Origin of the sequence: Veillonella seminalis (genome assembly GCF_003992065.1) — a bacterium.
Taxonomy (GTDB): Bacteria; Bacillota; Negativicutes; order Veillonellales; family Veillonellaceae; genus Veillonella_A; species Veillonella_A seminalis.
In genome coordinates this window covers 36,758-52,079 of record NZ_RQUZ01000014.1, presented here as the reverse complement: position 1 = coordinate 52,079, position 15,322 = coordinate 36,758, and the positions used below count along the sequence as shown (strand labels likewise).

Sequence of the window (15,322 nt, the reverse complement as noted above, 5' to 3'; positions counted from 1 at the left end):
CTACTCTTAAAAAAGATATAAGAAGCATAAATTTTTTATTTATAAGTTTAACTTTATAGAGCTTGATTTTGTAATCGTATTTATAAGGTAGCGTTAGAAATCTTATTTCTCAATAACTCTTATCGCATTTTATTGTACAAATGTATACACAAAACGCACAAAAATGCATTTCTCTTCATGATAAAAGATGATATAATATTATGTATAAAATAACTAAAAGGAAATAAACGACCGGAAAACTAAATCATCAAAATTATTGCAAAGTTTATTTCCTTAAGAAAGAAGAGGATATTATGGCTTGGTTTAAATCATTTCTACAGTCTCCTTCAGTCGGCGGTGTTTTATTACTTATTTCAGCCGCATTGGCCATAGGAGTAGCGAACTCACCAATTGCAGACCAGTATTTTATGTTCTTGAAATTACCGTTAGGGCCGTTCCCGGTTGATCTCTGGGTTAACGATGTTTTAATGGCTATATTCTTTTTAAGCGTTGGTCTCGAAATTAAGCATGAAATGATTTACGGTGAATTAAATACGAATGCAAAACGTATTCTACCGACTGTATGCGCTTGTTGCGGTGTTATGGTTCCGGCCATTATTTACTTCATGTTTAACCATGCAAACCCTTTATATCATAGAGGTTGGGCTATTCCTACAGCCACTGATATTGCGTTCTCCATCGGGGTTGTATCTTTGTTGGGAACACGTGTTCCGATAGCCATGAAAGTATTATTGACGACGTTGGCTGTAGTCGATGACTTAATTGCGGTTATTATCATTGCTGCTGTTTATACCGAATCTTTACAGTTTATGTTCATGGGCTTGGCCCTTGTCATCTTTGTAATATTGATGTTATTGAACAGAAATGGTGTTTTCCATCCGATTCCTTATATCCTGTTAGGTATAGCATTATGGTTCTGTATTTTTAAATCAGGCCTTCATGCAACTCTTTCCGGTGTTATTTTGGCAATGACTATACCTTACCGTGCTAAATATAAAACCGGTCGTTTGATTTCACCGGTTATGCAATGGAATAATGCATTGATTAAGTGGATTACTTTCTTAGTTTTGCCGCTCTTCGGCTTCGTTAATGCAGGTGTTTCTTTTGGTGATTTCACAGCTTCGGATTTATTCCAGCCGGTTGTATTAGGCGTATCCTTAGCTCTTTTCTTAGGAAAACAGATTGGTGTATTTGCCACTGTATATATTTTGGTTAAAACAAAATTGGTTGAAATGCCGGTTCATGCAACCTGGTCTCATGTATATGGGATTGCTCTTTGCTGTGGGATTGGCTTTACCATGAGTTTGTTTGTAGACTTGTTGGCATTCCCGGCCGGTCATGCACAGGAAATGGCAAAAGTCGGTATCTTTATGGGTTCAATTCTTTCCGGTGTGTTAGGCTATTTGGTACTCAGATTCTTAACGCCGGATGTAAGTGCTTTGGAACAGAACGAAGAATAGCTTTATATTAATTATTGATAGAACAACAGTTACCGAGCCTTTGCTTTAGTGGCGAATCTTAATAGCTTCAGATTGTATAACAAGAGGTTTATTGAAAATTTTCGATAAATCTCTTTATTTTATTGCCAGTTTTATTTTGAATAGGGTATACTAAGAAGTGCAGAGGAATAAGTTAAATTTGCTCATCAGCATAGATTACAAAATGCGATGAAGCTTGTGAGAGGTTATGAATGTGTGAGAAAGTGAAGGAGATATATGGAGAGTCTTAAAAAAATATTTCAAGCGCCGGCTACCGGTGGTATTTTATTACTGCTAACAGCCATTCTTGCTATCATAGTGGCCAACTCGCCACTGGGGCCGCAATATGAACATATATTGCATAGCTATATAGGATCTTTATCCGTTGCCCATTGGGTTAATGATGTGTTGATGGCCATCTTTTTCTTAGGTGTCGGTCTTGAAGTTAAACATGAAATGCTCGAAGGCGAGCTAAATACTAATGCCAAACGATTATTACCGACTATTGCCGCCGTATTCGGCGTGTTGATGCCGGCTTTGATATTTGCATTTTTTACTTATAATCACGGCGAATTATTACGCGGCTGGGCTATTCCGACAGCTACAGATATTGCATTTTCCATCGGTATCATATCCTTATTGGGATCGAGAGTGCCGTTGGCAGCCAAAGTATTTTTGACAACCTTGGCGGTAGTTGACGATTTAATTGCTGTAATAATCATTGCTGCTGTATATACGCCAACGTTGGAATTTATGTACTTGGGCTGGGCGGTTCTTGTTTTTGTCTTGCTCTTATTATTGAATAAAAAAGAAGTAGTGAGCCCATGGCCGTATATTATTCTGGGTGTGGCACTTTGGCTTTGTATTTTTAACTCCGGTTTGCACGCTACGTTGTCGGGTGTTATTTTAGCCATGGCTATTCCGTCCAAAGTATTGCGTAACGGCAAAGAATTGTTTCCGTTAAATGATTGGCACGAAGCATTGGGCGGTTGGATTACATTCCTTATTATTCCGTTGTTCGGTTTTGCCAATGCCGGCGTTTCCTTCGGTGATTTCCAATGGTCCGAACTTATGCATCCGGTTATTTTAGGAATTTCCCTGGGACTTTTTGCAGGGAAGCAAATCGGGATTTTCGGTATTATGCTTATTCTTGTTAAAACTAGGATTGTACCGATGCCTAAACCGCTTACCTGGAAACATATCTATGGCGTATCTCTTTGCTGTGGTGTGGGTTTTACCATGAGTCTCTTCGTTAACTTATTGGCATTCCCACCGGGGCATGCACAGGAAATCGCTAAAGTAGGTATTTTCTTAGGGTCTATCGTATCCGGTGTTTCCGGCTATATTATGCTTCGCTTCTTCACACCGGAAGTAAAATTGACGGAACCGGAAGATCCGTTTTTCCATAAAAATCATTTAGTATAATCAGTTGAAATGATAACGATTAATGATTGGGACTGTTACCCTTAAAAGAGTAACAGTCCTTTTAATTTCGATATTTATTTACTAAACAGCAATTAAATATACAATAAAATGTGCAAATAAATCGAAGATTTTAATCGAAGTGGGAAAAACATTTGTTTTTTATGAGTAAAGTGGTGATTATAATTGATAAAAGTGGGTGTTTTTTGACAAAATTCCCAAAATAAAGTAAAATAATATTGCATTTAGATACGAGGTGGAAATATTGAGAAAACTTAGAATAGTGACAGTTCTCTTGACGTTTCTAATGGCTTGTACTTCAGTAGTATTGGCTGATGTAGGACGCGGCGATCGTGGCAGCGAGGTTACTTATGTTCAGCGTTTGATGATTACGCAGGGGTACCTTGTTGATACAGCCGACGGTGTTTTCGGTAATAATACGGAATATGCGGTGCGCATGTTCCAAAAGCAAAACGGCTTATCCGCTACGGGTAAGGTGGACAGTAACACCTTGGCAGCGATGAAAGAGAACAATAAAAAATTTGCAGTAGCACAACAGTCTCGCAATGTGCGCAATAGCGTAGAAGTGTCACGTTTTGGTGATCGAGGTCGCTCGGTTTCCGATTTGCAGGCTCGTTTAGCCCACAGTGGTTTTTCACCGGGTTCTATTGACGGTATTTTTGGCAATGGTACAGCTGATGCTTTAAAACGTTTCCAGAAGGCAAACGGATTGCCTGTAACCGGTGAAGTGGACAGTAAGACAATGGCGCTCTTAGCTAAAGAGCGAGGTGTTCCGACAGAGTATAAAAAGACTCTTACAATGAATGCCACGGCCTATTCGGCGTATGATGCAGGTAATTCGCATTATACGGCACGAGGTAATTTATTAAAACGCGGTTATGTGTCAGTGGATCCGAATGTGATTCCGTTAGGCACAGCGGTTTATGTCGAGGGCTACGGATATGCAGTCGCGGATGATACCGGCGGCGATATTATTGGTAATCGTATCGATTTAGCCATGGATTCTCATGGTGAGGCCATAGATTTTGGTCGACAAACCGTTAAGGTTTATATTTTAGAGTAAATGGGATAAGATTTTAGAGAAGCGTTAGTACGTTGTATGAATTAATTTATATGAATTCAATTATTAACATCTAAAATGCAGCTTAAGAGGCTGTAACCAAAATGAGGACATTTCCTCGTTTCGGTTACGGTCTCTTTTGTTATTTATCAACGGATTAAAAGTTCCTGCTATTTGATTATCCACTCTTGAAAGATACTTGAATACTACGAACGTTCAGATGAAAATTAACCTTGAATGTATGGATTTTTACCGTCAAAGTATGTATTTTCGAGGCATTTTGTGGTATCCTTAAAAAAGAACAAGGTTGTGGGCAAAGTCGGCAACGTTATTTTTTTGTATAAGGAGGTATACAGTGGAAAAAGTGCGACGCGTTGAGCGCATGGTAGCGCTTACTAAACTGTTGGTAGATTCTCCGCAAGAATTGATATCTTTACGATATTTTTGCGATTTTTTTGATATTGCAAAGTCCACACTCAGTGAAGATTTAAGTTCGGTGAAAACAGCTTTGCAACATTTTTCATTAGGGTCTTTGGAAACGGTAGCCGGGGTAGCCGGCGGTGTCCGTTTTATTCCATATCGCCAAGGGGAACGGGCTATGTCCGTTCTTCGCGAAGTACAGCAGCGCTTACAAGAACCGGACCGGGTCATTCCGGGCGGTTTCTTGTATATGTCGGATATTTTATATGATTGGCATATTGCGAGTCGTTTGGGTGAGATATTTATGACTCGATTTGCAGACCGTAATCCGGATTATATTATGACGGTGGAAACGAAAGGAATTCCGCTAGCCGTTATGGTAGCCAGAGCATTTAATAAACCGCTCGTTATTGCTCGTCGTGACAGTAAGGTAACGGAAGGGTCTTCAATCAGTATTAATTACGTTACCGGTTCCAATCGCCGTATTCAGACTATGTCGCTGACGAAACGGGCGATTCCGCCTAAATCTAAGGTATTGCTTATTGATGATTTTATGAAAGCGGGCGGCACGGCTAACGGTATGCGTGAGCTGGTTACCGAAATGGGCGGCACGGTGGTAGGTATCGGTGTATTGGTATCAACGCCGGATCCTAAAGTAGTTAATGATTGTGAAGCTTTGTTAATTCTTAACGGTGTTGATGAAGAAACGCGTACTATTGATATTCAACCTGTAGATTTAGAGGCTGATAAGGAGGCCTAATTGTATGAAACCTATAACATCTTTGATTTTAGCGGCCGGTAAGGGAACTCGTATGAAGTCCAAATTACCGAAAGTATTGCACCCTGTAGCGGGCAAGCCCATGGTGGAGCGTGTGCTCGAAACGGTAAAAACTGTCGGTACAGAACGCAATGTAGTTATTGTCGGCTTTGGCGGTGAAGCGGTGCAGGCGTATTTGGGTGATACGGCTGAATTCGTAACTCAAACCGAGCAAAAAGGTACCGGTCATGCTGTAAAACAGGCTAAACCTTTATTGGGCGATTACAAAGGGACCATTTTATTGCTTTGCGGAGACACACCGCTCGTTACACGTGAATCCTTGGAAGCACTTTTAAAAGAACATGAAGAAACCGGCGCAGCAGCTACTGTTTTGACGGCTCATATGGCTAATCCTACCGGTTACGGCCGAATTATTCGTGAAGACGGTACGGGTAAGGTTCTTCGCATTGTTGAAGAAAAAGACGGTAAGCCGGAAGAATTGGCTGTGCAGGAAATCAATACCGGTATGTATGCTTTTGACAGCGAAAAATTATGGCCATGCTTGGAACAGTTATCTGATGATAATGCGCAGGGCGAACTCTATATTACCGATGTAGTAGGAATTTTGGTAAATCAGGGCGACCGTGTAAGTGCGTATATGATGACGAATGAAGAAGAGTCTTTAGGCGTTAACTCGCGTGCTCAGTTGGCGGAAGCGGAACGCATTTTGCGTGAACGCACCAGTCGTCATTTCATGGATCTGGGTGTTACCATTATTGATCCCGCATCTACGTATATTGCTCCTGAAGTTGTCATCGGAGCTGATACGGTTATTTTACCGGGTACCTTGCTTGAAGGTGAAACTGTTATCGGTGAAGGTTGTAAAATCGGACCGCACAGCCGCTTGACGAATGTGAATGTTGGCAATGAAGTGGTTATGCATTTTACGTATGCACATGATTGTGAAGTAAAAGACGGTGCCGATATCGGACCGTATGTACATTTACGTCCTAACACCGTAATCGGTGAATCTGTTCACATCGGCAACTTTGTGGAAGTGAAAAACAGTATTGTCGGTAAGGGGACTAAATTCCCTCATTTATCGTATATCGGCGACAGCGATGTAGGTAGCGGTGTCAATATCGGTTGCGGTACGATTACGGTTAACTATGACGGTAAATTAAAACACCGTACCAAGATCGGTGACGGTGCGTTTGTAGGCTGTAACTCCAATTTAGTAGCCCCTGTTTCAGTCGGTGATTACAGTTATATCGGTGCCGGTTCCACAATTACCAAAGATGTACCGACTAAATCTTTGGCAGTAGGTCGGGCTCGCCAGATTGTCAAAGAAAATTGGGTAACTGACGACACATTCAAGAAAAAATAGAAAAAAGTTGTTTACTTTTTTGCATTGTAGGCGGTAATAGTATACAATAATAAAGATGAGGTTTGCTAGGAGCAACGAAGTTATTAATTAGCAAAAGGGGTATTGAATCATGGCATTTGAAGACGGTAAGAAACTTAAAATTTTCACAGGTAATGCGAATCCGGAGTTGGCGAAAGAAATCTGTGATTACTTAGGCTTACCTTTAGGCGAAGCATTTGTAGGTCGTTTCAACAATGGCGAAGTTCAGATTATGATTGATGAAAGCGTGCGCGGTAAAGATGTATTTATTGTGCAACCTACCAGCTATCCGGTAAATGATAATTTAGTAGAGTTATTAGTAATGGCCGATGCCTTAAAACGTGCCTCTGCGCGTCATATTACGGCGGTAGTACCGTATTACGGGTATGCCCGTCAAGACCGTAAAACTCGCGGTCGTGAACCAATTACGGCTAAATTGGTGGCTGATTTAATGCAGACGGCCGGTATCACTCGTTTGGTAACGATTGACCTTCATGCCGGTCAGATTCAAGGCTTTTTCAACGTGCCGGTGGACCACTTGTTCGGTGCCTCCATCTTGGCAAAATATATTAACGAAAAGAAAATGGAAGATTTAATCGTTGTATCGCCTGACCTTGGCGGTGTAACGCGTGCGCGTGATTTGGCTGACCGCATCGGTGCACCAATCGCGATTATTGAAAAGAAACGTCCGCAACCGGGTGTGGCTAAAGTTATGAACTTAATCGGTAATGTAGAAGGTAAAAACTGTATCATTATCGACGATATTGTTGATACAGCCGGATCTTTGGTTGAAGGCGCCAAAGCACTCAAAGAATTCGGTGCTAAATCGGTTATGGCTTGTGTAACGCATGCCGTATTGACCGATCCTGCTTGCGAACGTATTGCAAACTCCAATATTAAAGAATTAATTGTAACTAATACAATTGATTTACCGGAAGAACATAAATTACCTAATATTACGTCCTTGTCGGTAGCACCTTTATTGGGTGAAGCTATTATGCGTATCTTCCATGAAGTGTCCGTAAGTAATTTGTTTGATAAATAATTTTTCTCTGCACGGCTGTTTATGCCTCTGTAGAGCGACGTGTGTAACCTCCGGAATTCGTTCCGGAGGTTCTGTTTTTCGTAGAATAAAGGATGTAAACAGTGAAAATGGTAGTTGGGCTCGGTAATCCGGGGCGTGAATATGAAAAGACAAAACATAATATAGGATTTATGGTCATCGACGCTATGGCGGCTAAAGAAGCTCATACGCCGTGGCGTGAAGATTTTAAAGCTTTAATTACGACGATTACAATTGACGGTGAGAAGGTTCTCCTTGTAAAACCGCAGACATTTATGAATGCCAGTGGGGAATCTGTGGGTCCGTTGATGCGTTATTATAAAATTGATGCTTCAGATGTGTACTGCGTCTATGACGACATGGATTTACCGGTCGGTAAAATTCGTATTCGTCCTAATGGCAGTGCCGGCGGTCATAATGGGATTAAATCTTTGATTGCTCATATGGGCACATCCGAGTTTCCGCATTTCCGTTTCGGTATCGGTCGTCCGTTACCGCAGTGGACTGTCATCGATCATGTGCTGGCACCGTTCCCGGAAGAACAGCAGGATAAGGTTAATAAAGGTATCGAAGATATGGCCAAAGCTATTTTGGGCACTTTAGAAGTAGGGCTTGATAAAGGAATGAATTTATATAATCCTCGTAAAGGGCGTCGTCAGTAATTACTGTGTTTAAGATGATTTCGTATATACTGTGTAAAAAAAGTAATTGTAACGAATATAATGATGTTCATACAATGCGGAAGTGAGAATTTTTAATATTAACGCTTGACAAGTTTTAACAATTTCGATATAATAATTTTATTATCCGGAATAGATTGTCAGTGTTAATGCTTGAGGAGGATGAACTTTAAACCCAACAATGTCATAATCTTTGAACATTCCTGTGCAGTCGAAAAGGGTATGTGGTAATAACCCAACCACTTTTGAGCAGTTGGTTTTAACCCAAATCGCTGTAGTTTTAAATAACAAGGAGGTTCGATTATGAACAAGATTAAAAGTTTATCGAACCGCTTATCGGTGCTGGGATATAGTGGTTTCGAGATTTCTCACATTATTAATAATGCCTCTAAAGGCAAAGAGTTAAAAACATTGAATGGACATCAGTTGCGAGATGTTATTCAGCAAATGGAAAAATATGTAACGCTCGGCACGCAATTTGCGGCCGCTTATAGCAAGTAAGCACAGCGTAACCACAGGAGACTATACGGAGCTATAGTCTCCTTTTTTCGATATAAGGGAAGACGGAGGATTACATGTTCGTACGACAAAATCATAAACCGCGTAAGCAACGTTCGTTTCCTGCCGGGCCACGCCAAACAAAGCGTATGGGGATGTCAGTGAAATGTATGATTTTTTGTGAAGGCGATATTTTATTGTTACAAAAGAAAGATCGTGAAGGGCTCAGCCCTTGGGAATTTCCGGGTGGCGGCCTGGAATTCGGTGAAGATTTACATGATGCGGCTTTGCGTGAAGTCCGTGAAGAAACAGAACTTACCGTGGAGCTTTTAGATGTGGCCGGTCTTTGGTCCTATGCACGTAATAAACTTCAATTTTTGACGGGTGTTATTTTTATTGCCAAAACAACGGATCGTAATGTTATTTTGTCGGATGAGCACACGGATTTTGCCTGGGTGAAACCGTCGGAGCTTCATACATATCGTTTGCAAGATTCATTGCGTCAAGCGTTAGATCGCATTAAAACAAGCAATGAACGCGGCCAGGAATTGCGTCAGTATTTTGTAGAAACCTATAAATAGCTATTTAGCGGTTTAATAAACTATATAGCTGTACAAAGATTACGTATATGATTTATGTGTATTATATTTGCAACAAAATTTCGTATATAATATACATATGTAATGTACGTAAATGAAAAGATATAAAAGAGGTTCTACTTTTGAAAACAGATACACAATCACAAAATAATAATATAGCATTGAATCAATCACGCATGCCCTTTGTAGAAGCCTTGGAAGCTTATAAAGTGGAGCGTTTTGCGGCTTTTCATACGCCGGGCCATAAATTGGGAGTCGGTGCACCGCACACGTTAAAATTGTGGATGGAGCCGGCTTTGCCGTATGATTTGGGCGTCATGTATGCGTTGGATGATTTGCATGAACCGGAAGGCTCGCTTAAAGAAGCGCAGGACTTGGCCGCTCAGTTATATGGGGCTGATCATACATGGTTTTCGATCAATGGTACTACCGCTTTGATAGAGACTATGATTATGGGCACGGTAGGAGCCGGTGATACGATTATTATTCCTCGTGAAGCACACCGCTCAGTAATGGGCGGTTTAATTTTAAGCGGAGCTAAGCCGGTCTATTTGGAAGGACGTTTTGATGAGCGTTGGGGTGTACCTTTGGGCACAACACCCGAAGAGGTGGAACGGGTATTGGCTGAGCATCCGGAAGCTAAAGCCATCGTTTTGGTTAATCCGAATTATTATGGTATTGCCATTGATTTGGAAGCCATAGTTGCATCGGCGCATAGACGAGGTGTTATTGTATTGGTTGATGAGGCTCATGGAGCTCATTTACAGTTTGGTGAAAAATTGCCGAAAAGTGCTTTAGCCTGCGGAGCCGATTTGGTAGCACAGAGTACACATAAACTTATCGGGTCTTTGACACAGACATCTATGCTTCACGGTCAAGGTTCGCTGATCAATGAACGTCGTATTACCCAGGTACATCAGATTTTACAAAGTACCAGTCCGAATTATATATTCCTGGCCAGTCTCGATATGGCTCGCCAACAAATGGCCACGGAAGGTCATGAGTTGGTCACAGAAGCTGAGCAATTAGCCATGGAATTACGTCGTGACCTGCAGCAAATTCCGGGGATTAAAGTGCCGGCCGCTGAAGATTTTAATGCTATTTATGCTTATGATGCCACTAAAGTGCTCATAGATTTTTATGAACTGGGGCTTACCGGTGTTGAAGCTGAAAAGCGCCTTCGCCAAGAAGGTATCGAAGTGGAATTGGTGCAGGCTTATCATGTATTGGTACTCATTACTATCGGTGATACGAAAGAAAGTATTAAACGACTGGTTAAGGCTGTGCAAAATGTATCGGCTCAGATACTCGGTGTAACTTCACCGGGGACACAGACAAATGCCAAACAAGCGGTTACGGCTGAAGGCCCTTTGGCAACAGGTACGCAATTAACGAAGCCGGAAGTGGTATTGACACCGCGCGAGGGTTTTTACAGTCAAACCGTAACAGTTAATTTAGCGGATGCAGAAGGAAAACTTAGCGGTGAAACTATCAGCTATTATCCGCCAGGCATTCCCTTTGTCAGTGTGGGGGAACGTATTACTCCTGCCGTATTGGCATATATAAAAGAGCGACAAGTCATGGGCTTCGTACCAAACGGCTGTGCCGACAAAACTTTGAAAACTATTCGAGTTATTAGTGAAGCGTGAGGTGGAAGACATGGGCCGTTTAATTATTATTGAAGGTGGCGACGGCAGCGGTAAAGCTACGCAGACGGCGTTATTGAAGGAGCGGTTGCAGCAGGAAGGGTATAAGGTGAAGTCGGTGAGCTTCCCTAATTATGACAGCCCCGCAGCCATGCCGGTGAAGATGTATTTAGCCGGTGATTTCGGCAAAAATCCATCCGATATCAATCCTTTTGTAGCCAGCAGTTTGTATGCCGTTGATCGTTTTGCTTCATTCCGGATGGAATGGCAAGCTTTTTATGAAGCCGGGGGGATTATCTTGGCCGATCGCTATACGACTTCTAATATGGTGCATCAAATGGTGAAGTACGATGATGAGGCAGAGCGTAATACTTTTCTTGATTGGTTGGAAGACTTCGAATTTGTAAAATTCGGTTTGCCGAGACCCGATGTGGTTTGCTTGTTGGATATGCCGCTTGCGGTCAGTGAAGCACTCATGGCCGAGCGAAAACACAAAACCGGCGGTGCTACCGGTGATATTCACGAACGAGATCATGCGTATCTCGGCCGTGTTCATGCCGCTTATGATGAATTAGTGGCTCGTTACGGTTGGCAGCGTATTGCCTGTGCCGATAGTAAGAACGTATTGCGGACGATTGAGGATATTCACGAAGATGTATATCGAGCTATTTTACAGGTGTTAGCTGACGCATAGCCGTGGCTTTGAGTTGTTTTTTAGGGGCTTCACGGTATATAATAAATATGTTGTAATGCATTGAGGAGGCACCATGTCGTATTTTGAGCAAGTTATCGGTCAGACGGCGATTATCGACCATTTGACGACCTTGGTAGAACGAGGTACTTTACCCCACAGTTTATTGCTTTATGGGGAAAAAGGCCTTGGAAAATTGAATACGGCAATCGGTCTGGCCTCTTTATTAATAGGACGACAAGTTTTTTCGCCGGATGGGGGCGCTCAGTTTTTGGAAGCTGTAGCACAGGCCCGTCAGGCAGATGGCGAGTCGGAGAAAAAAACAGAAGCGGAAGGTCTCGCTATTTACGTTGACGGCGGGCAGGCTTTTTGGCTAAGGCCGATGAAGTCGATGCTCAAAGTGGAGCAGTGGTATGAACTTTTAAGCTCTTATTTAGGTCGTACCGGTGGCGGACGTCGGGTTGTTATCGTTGAGGATTTTCAGACAGCCAATGCGGTAATGGCCAATGCCATGCTGAAAACGATTGAGGAACCGCCGGCGGATGTTTTTTTCTTAATATTAACCAATCAAATTGCTTCGGTGTTGCCGACAATTAAATCACGTTGCATGCTGGTTCCGTTCGGACCGGTGAGTAATGAAACTATTACGGCGGCCCTTCGTAAGGAAGGATTTACCGAAGATTTACAACAAGCTTTAGGTGCCGGCCAAGGTAATCCCGCACTGGTTCGAGAATTGGTGCGCCGAGGGACATTGCCTTTATTGGAAAAGGCAGTGAAAATGTTGGAACGGTGGCCGAAGGCTTTGTTTTTTACACAACTGAGTCTGCAAATAGAAGCTCTTAAACGCGATGAAATGCGTGAATTAATGAGCTGGTTGCGGCTGTTGGGGCGTGATATTCTGGCTCTCAGAGCCGGTGCGCCGGATGATGTCTTACAGTGCCCTTTGCATAAAGCACGTTTGTTGGCGGTTTTACCGTCGTGGAGCGTGAAAACATTATTATTGTTGGAGCGTGAAACGCTGGCTGCAGAAGAAGCACTTCGATTAAATGTAAAAGCAGGTTTGGTTATGGATGGTGTATTGATTGCACTGCGCCAAGCCTTAAAGGAGGACACCCAGTGACAACCATAGTCGGTGTTAGATTTAAAAAAGCGGGTAAAATTTATTATTTTGCTCCCGGTGGTGCCAGCTTGAGCTTAGGTGACGGAGTTATTGTTGAAACAGCTCGCGGCCTTGAATTCGGTGATGTTGTGATTGCACCTCGTCAAGTGGAAGAAGAATCGGTGATTCAACCGCTTAAGAGTGTAATTCGTAAGGCTACCCCGAAAGATTATAAACAAGTAGAAAAGAATAAACAGCGTGAGGAAAAGGCATTTGAAATTTGTTTGGAAAAAATTGCCAATCGCAAATTGCCGATGAAACTTATCAATGTGGAATACACCTTTGATATGAATAAAATCATTTTCTTCTTTACGGCTGACGGACGTATTGATTTCCGTGATTTGGTTAAAGATTTGGCTACCGTATTCCGTACGCGTATTGAATTGCGTCAGGTAGGGGTGCGTGATGAAGCTAAAATTTTAAACAGTATCGGTGCTTGCGGCCGTGCTTTGTGCTGTGCCACATTCCTCGGCGATTTTACACCGGTATCCATTCGTATGGCTAAGGATCAGAATTTAAGCCTTAATCCTACAAAAATTTCCGGTGTGTGCGGTCGTTTGATGTGCTGCTTGAATTACGAAAATGATTTGTATGCTAAGGGCGGCGATTTATATACGCAAAAAGCCAAAGTCGTTCCGGTTATGGTGGAACCGCCGGGTATCGGTAAAGATGTAGTAACCGATGAAGGTATGGGCAAAGTATTAAAGATAAATCGCAACAAGAAAACGGTTAAAGTACAGCTCGAAGAAGGTCGTACGATTGACTTGCCGTGGACTGACATCGTATTGCCTGATGAAGAATAATCTTGAACGACTTGATGATTTATTGATTGACGGTATGAAATTGTGGCAACGAACGGATCAATTCCGCTTTGCCATTGATGCGGTATTGCTGGCGCACTTTCCTAAATTTAATGAAAGGCGCCGCTATGCCGATTTAGGCACCGGTACAGGCGTGATTCCGCTCCTTATGACGGCTCGCGGGGTAAAAGACATTACGGCTGTTGAAGTTAATCCTGTATTGGCTGATTTGGCACGACGCAATATTGTGCTCAATCATAAAGAATCGGAAATTACGCTGGTTGAAGCAGATTATTGCCGACTTGAAGGCTCTGAATGGGTGGAGCGATTTGACGGAATTGTCATCAATCCGCCTTATTTTACGGCGGCTCAAGGGGCTCAGCCGCAATCGGCGGATGTCAATTTGGCACGTCATGAAACGGTGTATGACATTTTGGATATAGCCAAGGCTGCAGCTCGCTTGGTGAAGTATCAGGGACAGGCCTTCTGGATTTATCCCGTAAGTCGTCTCATGGATTTATTGAGTGCGCTAAAAGAAGTAAAATTGGAACCAAAGCGGATGCGTTTTGTCCACAGTATGCCGGGCAAGGCGGCAAAATTGGTTTTGATTGAAGCACGTAAAGCGGGGCAGGTCGGTTTAATTACGGAAGTCCCTTTATATATTTATGACACACCGAATGTGTACAGTGAGGAGGTGCGTAGTTGGTATGAGCGAACCTAAAGGAACTTTATATTTAGTACCCACGCCCATAGGTAATCTGGAAGATATGACCTATCGGGCTGTCCGTGTTTTACAGGAAGTACATACCATTGCGGCCGAAGATACACGGCACAGCGGGTTATTATTGAAGCATTTTGATATTAAAAAACCTTTGGTATCCTATCATGAACATAATAAGGAGGCTAAGGAAGCCCCTTTGATGGAGATTTTACTGAGCGGTCATGATGTGGCTGTTATCAGTGATGCCGGCATGCCGGCCATATCCGATCCGGGGGCCGATTTGGTGGCCGCCGCTATAGCAGCGGAAATTCCGGTGGTACCTTTGCCGGGACCGAATGCAGCTTTGACGGCACTTATCGCCTCGGGGCTTGATACCAGAGAATTTACATTTCTAGGATTTTTACCGAAAAAGAGCAGCCATCGCAAAGAATTATTGGAGCGCGTGGCTACTTATCAAGGCACTTTATTATTCTATGAAGCGCCGCATCGTTTACAAGCTTCGTTACAGGAGTTATATAAATACTTAGGCAATCGGCCGATTGTAGTTGGCCGCGAGTTGACTAAAAAGTTTGAAACCTTTGTGCGTACCGATTTGGAGCGCTTGCAAAAGGCTGACGATTTCGTTACCATAAAAGGTGAGTTTGTGCTTGTTGTCGGTGGGGCCGTCACTATGGAGACCGAAGTAACCGAGGACAAGATACTGACAACCGATGATTATGTAAGTGCTGTAACGATGCTTATAGAAGACGGTATGGCTAAAAAAGAGGCTATACGTGAAGTTGCCAAACGATTGGGCGTAGCCAGACGTGATGTATATAATGCGGTTGAGGCGGCACAGGACGTGTAAATCTTGACGTTTTTCGTGAAACTGCCGATTTGATGCATAGACTGTGAAAACGCAG

General features: G+C 42.7%; 15 protein-coding genes. All 15 read left to right on the top strand.

Features of this window, described 5'->3' with window-relative positions:
• Positions 1-293: 293 nt before the first annotated feature.
• The 15 genes from nhaA (EO126_RS09550) (at position 294) to rsmI (ending at position 15,267) form a co-directional block, all read left to right on the top strand.
• A complete protein-coding gene (nhaA, locus tag EO126_RS09550) occupies positions 294-1,460 on the top strand; it encodes a Na+/H+ antiporter NhaA (RefSeq protein WP_006556961.1) in 1,167 nt (388 codons plus the stop codon).
• A gap of 255 nt (positions 1,461-1,715) precedes the next feature.
• On the top strand, positions 1,716-2,903 hold the full coding sequence (gene nhaA / locus EO126_RS09545) for a Na+/H+ antiporter NhaA (RefSeq protein ID WP_127008627.1): 1,188 nt from the start codon (positions 1,716-1,718) through the stop codon (positions 2,901-2,903).
• 304 nt (positions 2,904-3,207) lie between these two features.
• A complete protein-coding gene (locus EO126_RS09540; RefSeq protein WP_081580071.1) occupies positions 3,208-3,984 on the top strand; it encodes a peptidoglycan-binding protein in 777 nt (258 codons plus the stop codon).
• Between the two features lie 352 nt (positions 3,985-4,336).
• The gene (gene purR, locus EO126_RS09535) at positions 4,337-5,161 is read left to right on the top strand and encodes a pur operon repressor (protein ID WP_006556958.1); all 825 of its coding nucleotides are present in this window, start codon (positions 4,337-4,339) and stop codon (positions 5,159-5,161) included.
• A 4-nt stretch (positions 5,162-5,165) separates the two neighbouring features.
• Complete coding sequence (glmU, locus tag EO126_RS09530) at positions 5,166-6,545, top strand: bifunctional UDP-N-acetylglucosamine diphosphorylase/glucosamine-1-phosphate N-acetyltransferase GlmU (RefSeq protein ID WP_006556957.1); 1,380 nt, start codon at positions 5,166-5,168, stop codon at positions 6,543-6,545.
• A 109-nt stretch (positions 6,546-6,654) separates the two neighbouring features.
• Positions 6,655-7,608: a ribose-phosphate diphosphokinase gene (locus tag EO126_RS09525; RefSeq protein WP_006556956.1), complete on the top strand. Its 954-nt coding sequence runs from the start codon at positions 6,655-6,657 to the stop codon at positions 7,606-7,608.
• A gap of 101 nt (positions 7,609-7,709) precedes the next feature.
• Complete coding sequence (pth, locus tag EO126_RS09520; protein ID WP_006556955.1) at positions 7,710-8,288, top strand: aminoacyl-tRNA hydrolase; 579 nt, start codon at positions 7,710-7,712, stop codon at positions 8,286-8,288.
• A gap of 321 nt (positions 8,289-8,609) precedes the next feature.
• Positions 8,610-8,807, top strand: coding sequence for a hypothetical protein (locus EO126_RS09515; RefSeq protein WP_006556954.1), 198 nt, complete (start codon positions 8,610-8,612; stop codon positions 8,805-8,807).
• A 74-nt stretch (positions 8,808-8,881) separates the two neighbouring features.
• Complete coding sequence (locus EO126_RS09510; protein ID WP_006556953.1) at positions 8,882-9,385, top strand: NUDIX domain-containing protein; 504 nt, start codon at positions 8,882-8,884, stop codon at positions 9,383-9,385.
• Positions 9,386-9,579: 194 nt separating this feature from the next.
• Complete coding sequence (locus EO126_RS09505) at positions 9,580-11,052, top strand: aminotransferase class I/II-fold pyridoxal phosphate-dependent enzyme (protein ID WP_040771442.1); 1,473 nt, start codon at positions 9,580-9,582, stop codon at positions 11,050-11,052.
• 10 nt (positions 11,053-11,062) lie between these two features.
• On the top strand, positions 11,063-11,743 hold the full coding sequence (locus EO126_RS09500; protein ID WP_006556951.1) for a dTMP kinase: 681 nt from the start codon (positions 11,063-11,065) through the stop codon (positions 11,741-11,743).
• A 73-nt stretch (positions 11,744-11,816) separates the two neighbouring features.
• Positions 11,817-12,860, top strand: coding sequence for a DNA polymerase III subunit delta' (locus EO126_RS09495; protein ID WP_006556950.1), 1,044 nt, complete (start codon positions 11,817-11,819; stop codon positions 12,858-12,860).
• A complete protein-coding gene (locus EO126_RS09490; protein ID WP_006556949.1) occupies positions 12,857-13,702 on the top strand; it encodes a PSP1 domain-containing protein in 846 nt (281 codons plus the stop codon). The genes EO126_RS09495 and EO126_RS09490 overlap by 4 nt, the downstream gene beginning before the upstream one ends.
• Complete coding sequence (locus EO126_RS09485) at positions 13,692-14,420, top strand: tRNA1(Val) (adenine(37)-N6)-methyltransferase (protein ID WP_040771347.1); 729 nt, start codon at positions 13,692-13,694, stop codon at positions 14,418-14,420. Before EO126_RS09490 ends, EO126_RS09485 begins: the two co-directional genes overlap by 11 nt.
• Positions 14,407-15,267 carry a 16S rRNA (cytidine(1402)-2'-O)-methyltransferase gene (gene rsmI, locus EO126_RS09480; RefSeq protein ID WP_006556947.1) on the top strand — a complete coding sequence of 287 codons (861 nt, stop codon included), beginning with the start codon at positions 14,407-14,409 and terminating at the stop codon, positions 15,265-15,267. The genes EO126_RS09485 and rsmI overlap by 14 nt, the downstream gene beginning before the upstream one ends.
• Positions 15,268-15,322: the final 55 nt, after the last annotated feature.

What these genes read in the sequence shown, in the direction of transcription:
- EO126_RS09500 (WP_006556951.1), top strand. Translation starts at nt 11,063, where the DNA reads ATGGGCCGTTTAATTATTATTGAAGGTGGCGACGGCAGCGGTAAAGCT.
- EO126_RS09495 (WP_006556950.1), top strand. Translation starts at nt 11,817, where the DNA reads ATGTCGTATTTTGAGCAAGTTATCGGTCAGACGGCGATTATCGACCAT.
- nhaA (WP_127008627.1), top strand. Translation starts at nt 1,716, where the DNA reads ATGGAGAGTCTTAAAAAAATATTTCAAGCGCCGGCTACCGGTGGTATT.
- EO126_RS09525 (WP_006556956.1), top strand. Translation starts at nt 6,655, where the DNA reads ATGGCATTTGAAGACGGTAAGAAACTTAAAATTTTCACAGGTAATGCG.
- EO126_RS09540 (WP_081580071.1), top strand. Translation starts at nt 3,208, where the DNA reads ATGGCTTGTACTTCAGTAGTATTGGCTGATGTAGGACGCGGCGATCGT.
- rsmI (WP_006556947.1), top strand. Translation starts at nt 14,407, where the DNA reads ATGAGCGAACCTAAAGGAACTTTATATTTAGTACCCACGCCCATAGGT.
- EO126_RS09515 (WP_006556954.1), top strand. Translation starts at nt 8,610, where the DNA reads ATGAACAAGATTAAAAGTTTATCGAACCGCTTATCGGTGCTGGGATAT.
- nhaA (WP_006556961.1), top strand. Translation starts at nt 294, where the DNA reads ATGGCTTGGTTTAAATCATTTCTACAGTCTCCTTCAGTCGGCGGTGTT.
- EO126_RS09510 (WP_006556953.1), top strand. Translation starts at nt 8,882, where the DNA reads ATGTTCGTACGACAAAATCATAAACCGCGTAAGCAACGTTCGTTTCCT.
- EO126_RS09505 (WP_040771442.1), top strand. Translation starts at nt 9,580, where the DNA reads ATGCCCTTTGTAGAAGCCTTGGAAGCTTATAAAGTGGAGCGTTTTGCG.
- glmU (WP_006556957.1), top strand. Translation starts at nt 5,166, where the DNA reads ATGAAACCTATAACATCTTTGATTTTAGCGGCCGGTAAGGGAACTCGT.
- EO126_RS09485 (WP_040771347.1), top strand. Translation starts at nt 13,692, where the DNA reads ATGAAGAATAATCTTGAACGACTTGATGATTTATTGATTGACGGTATG.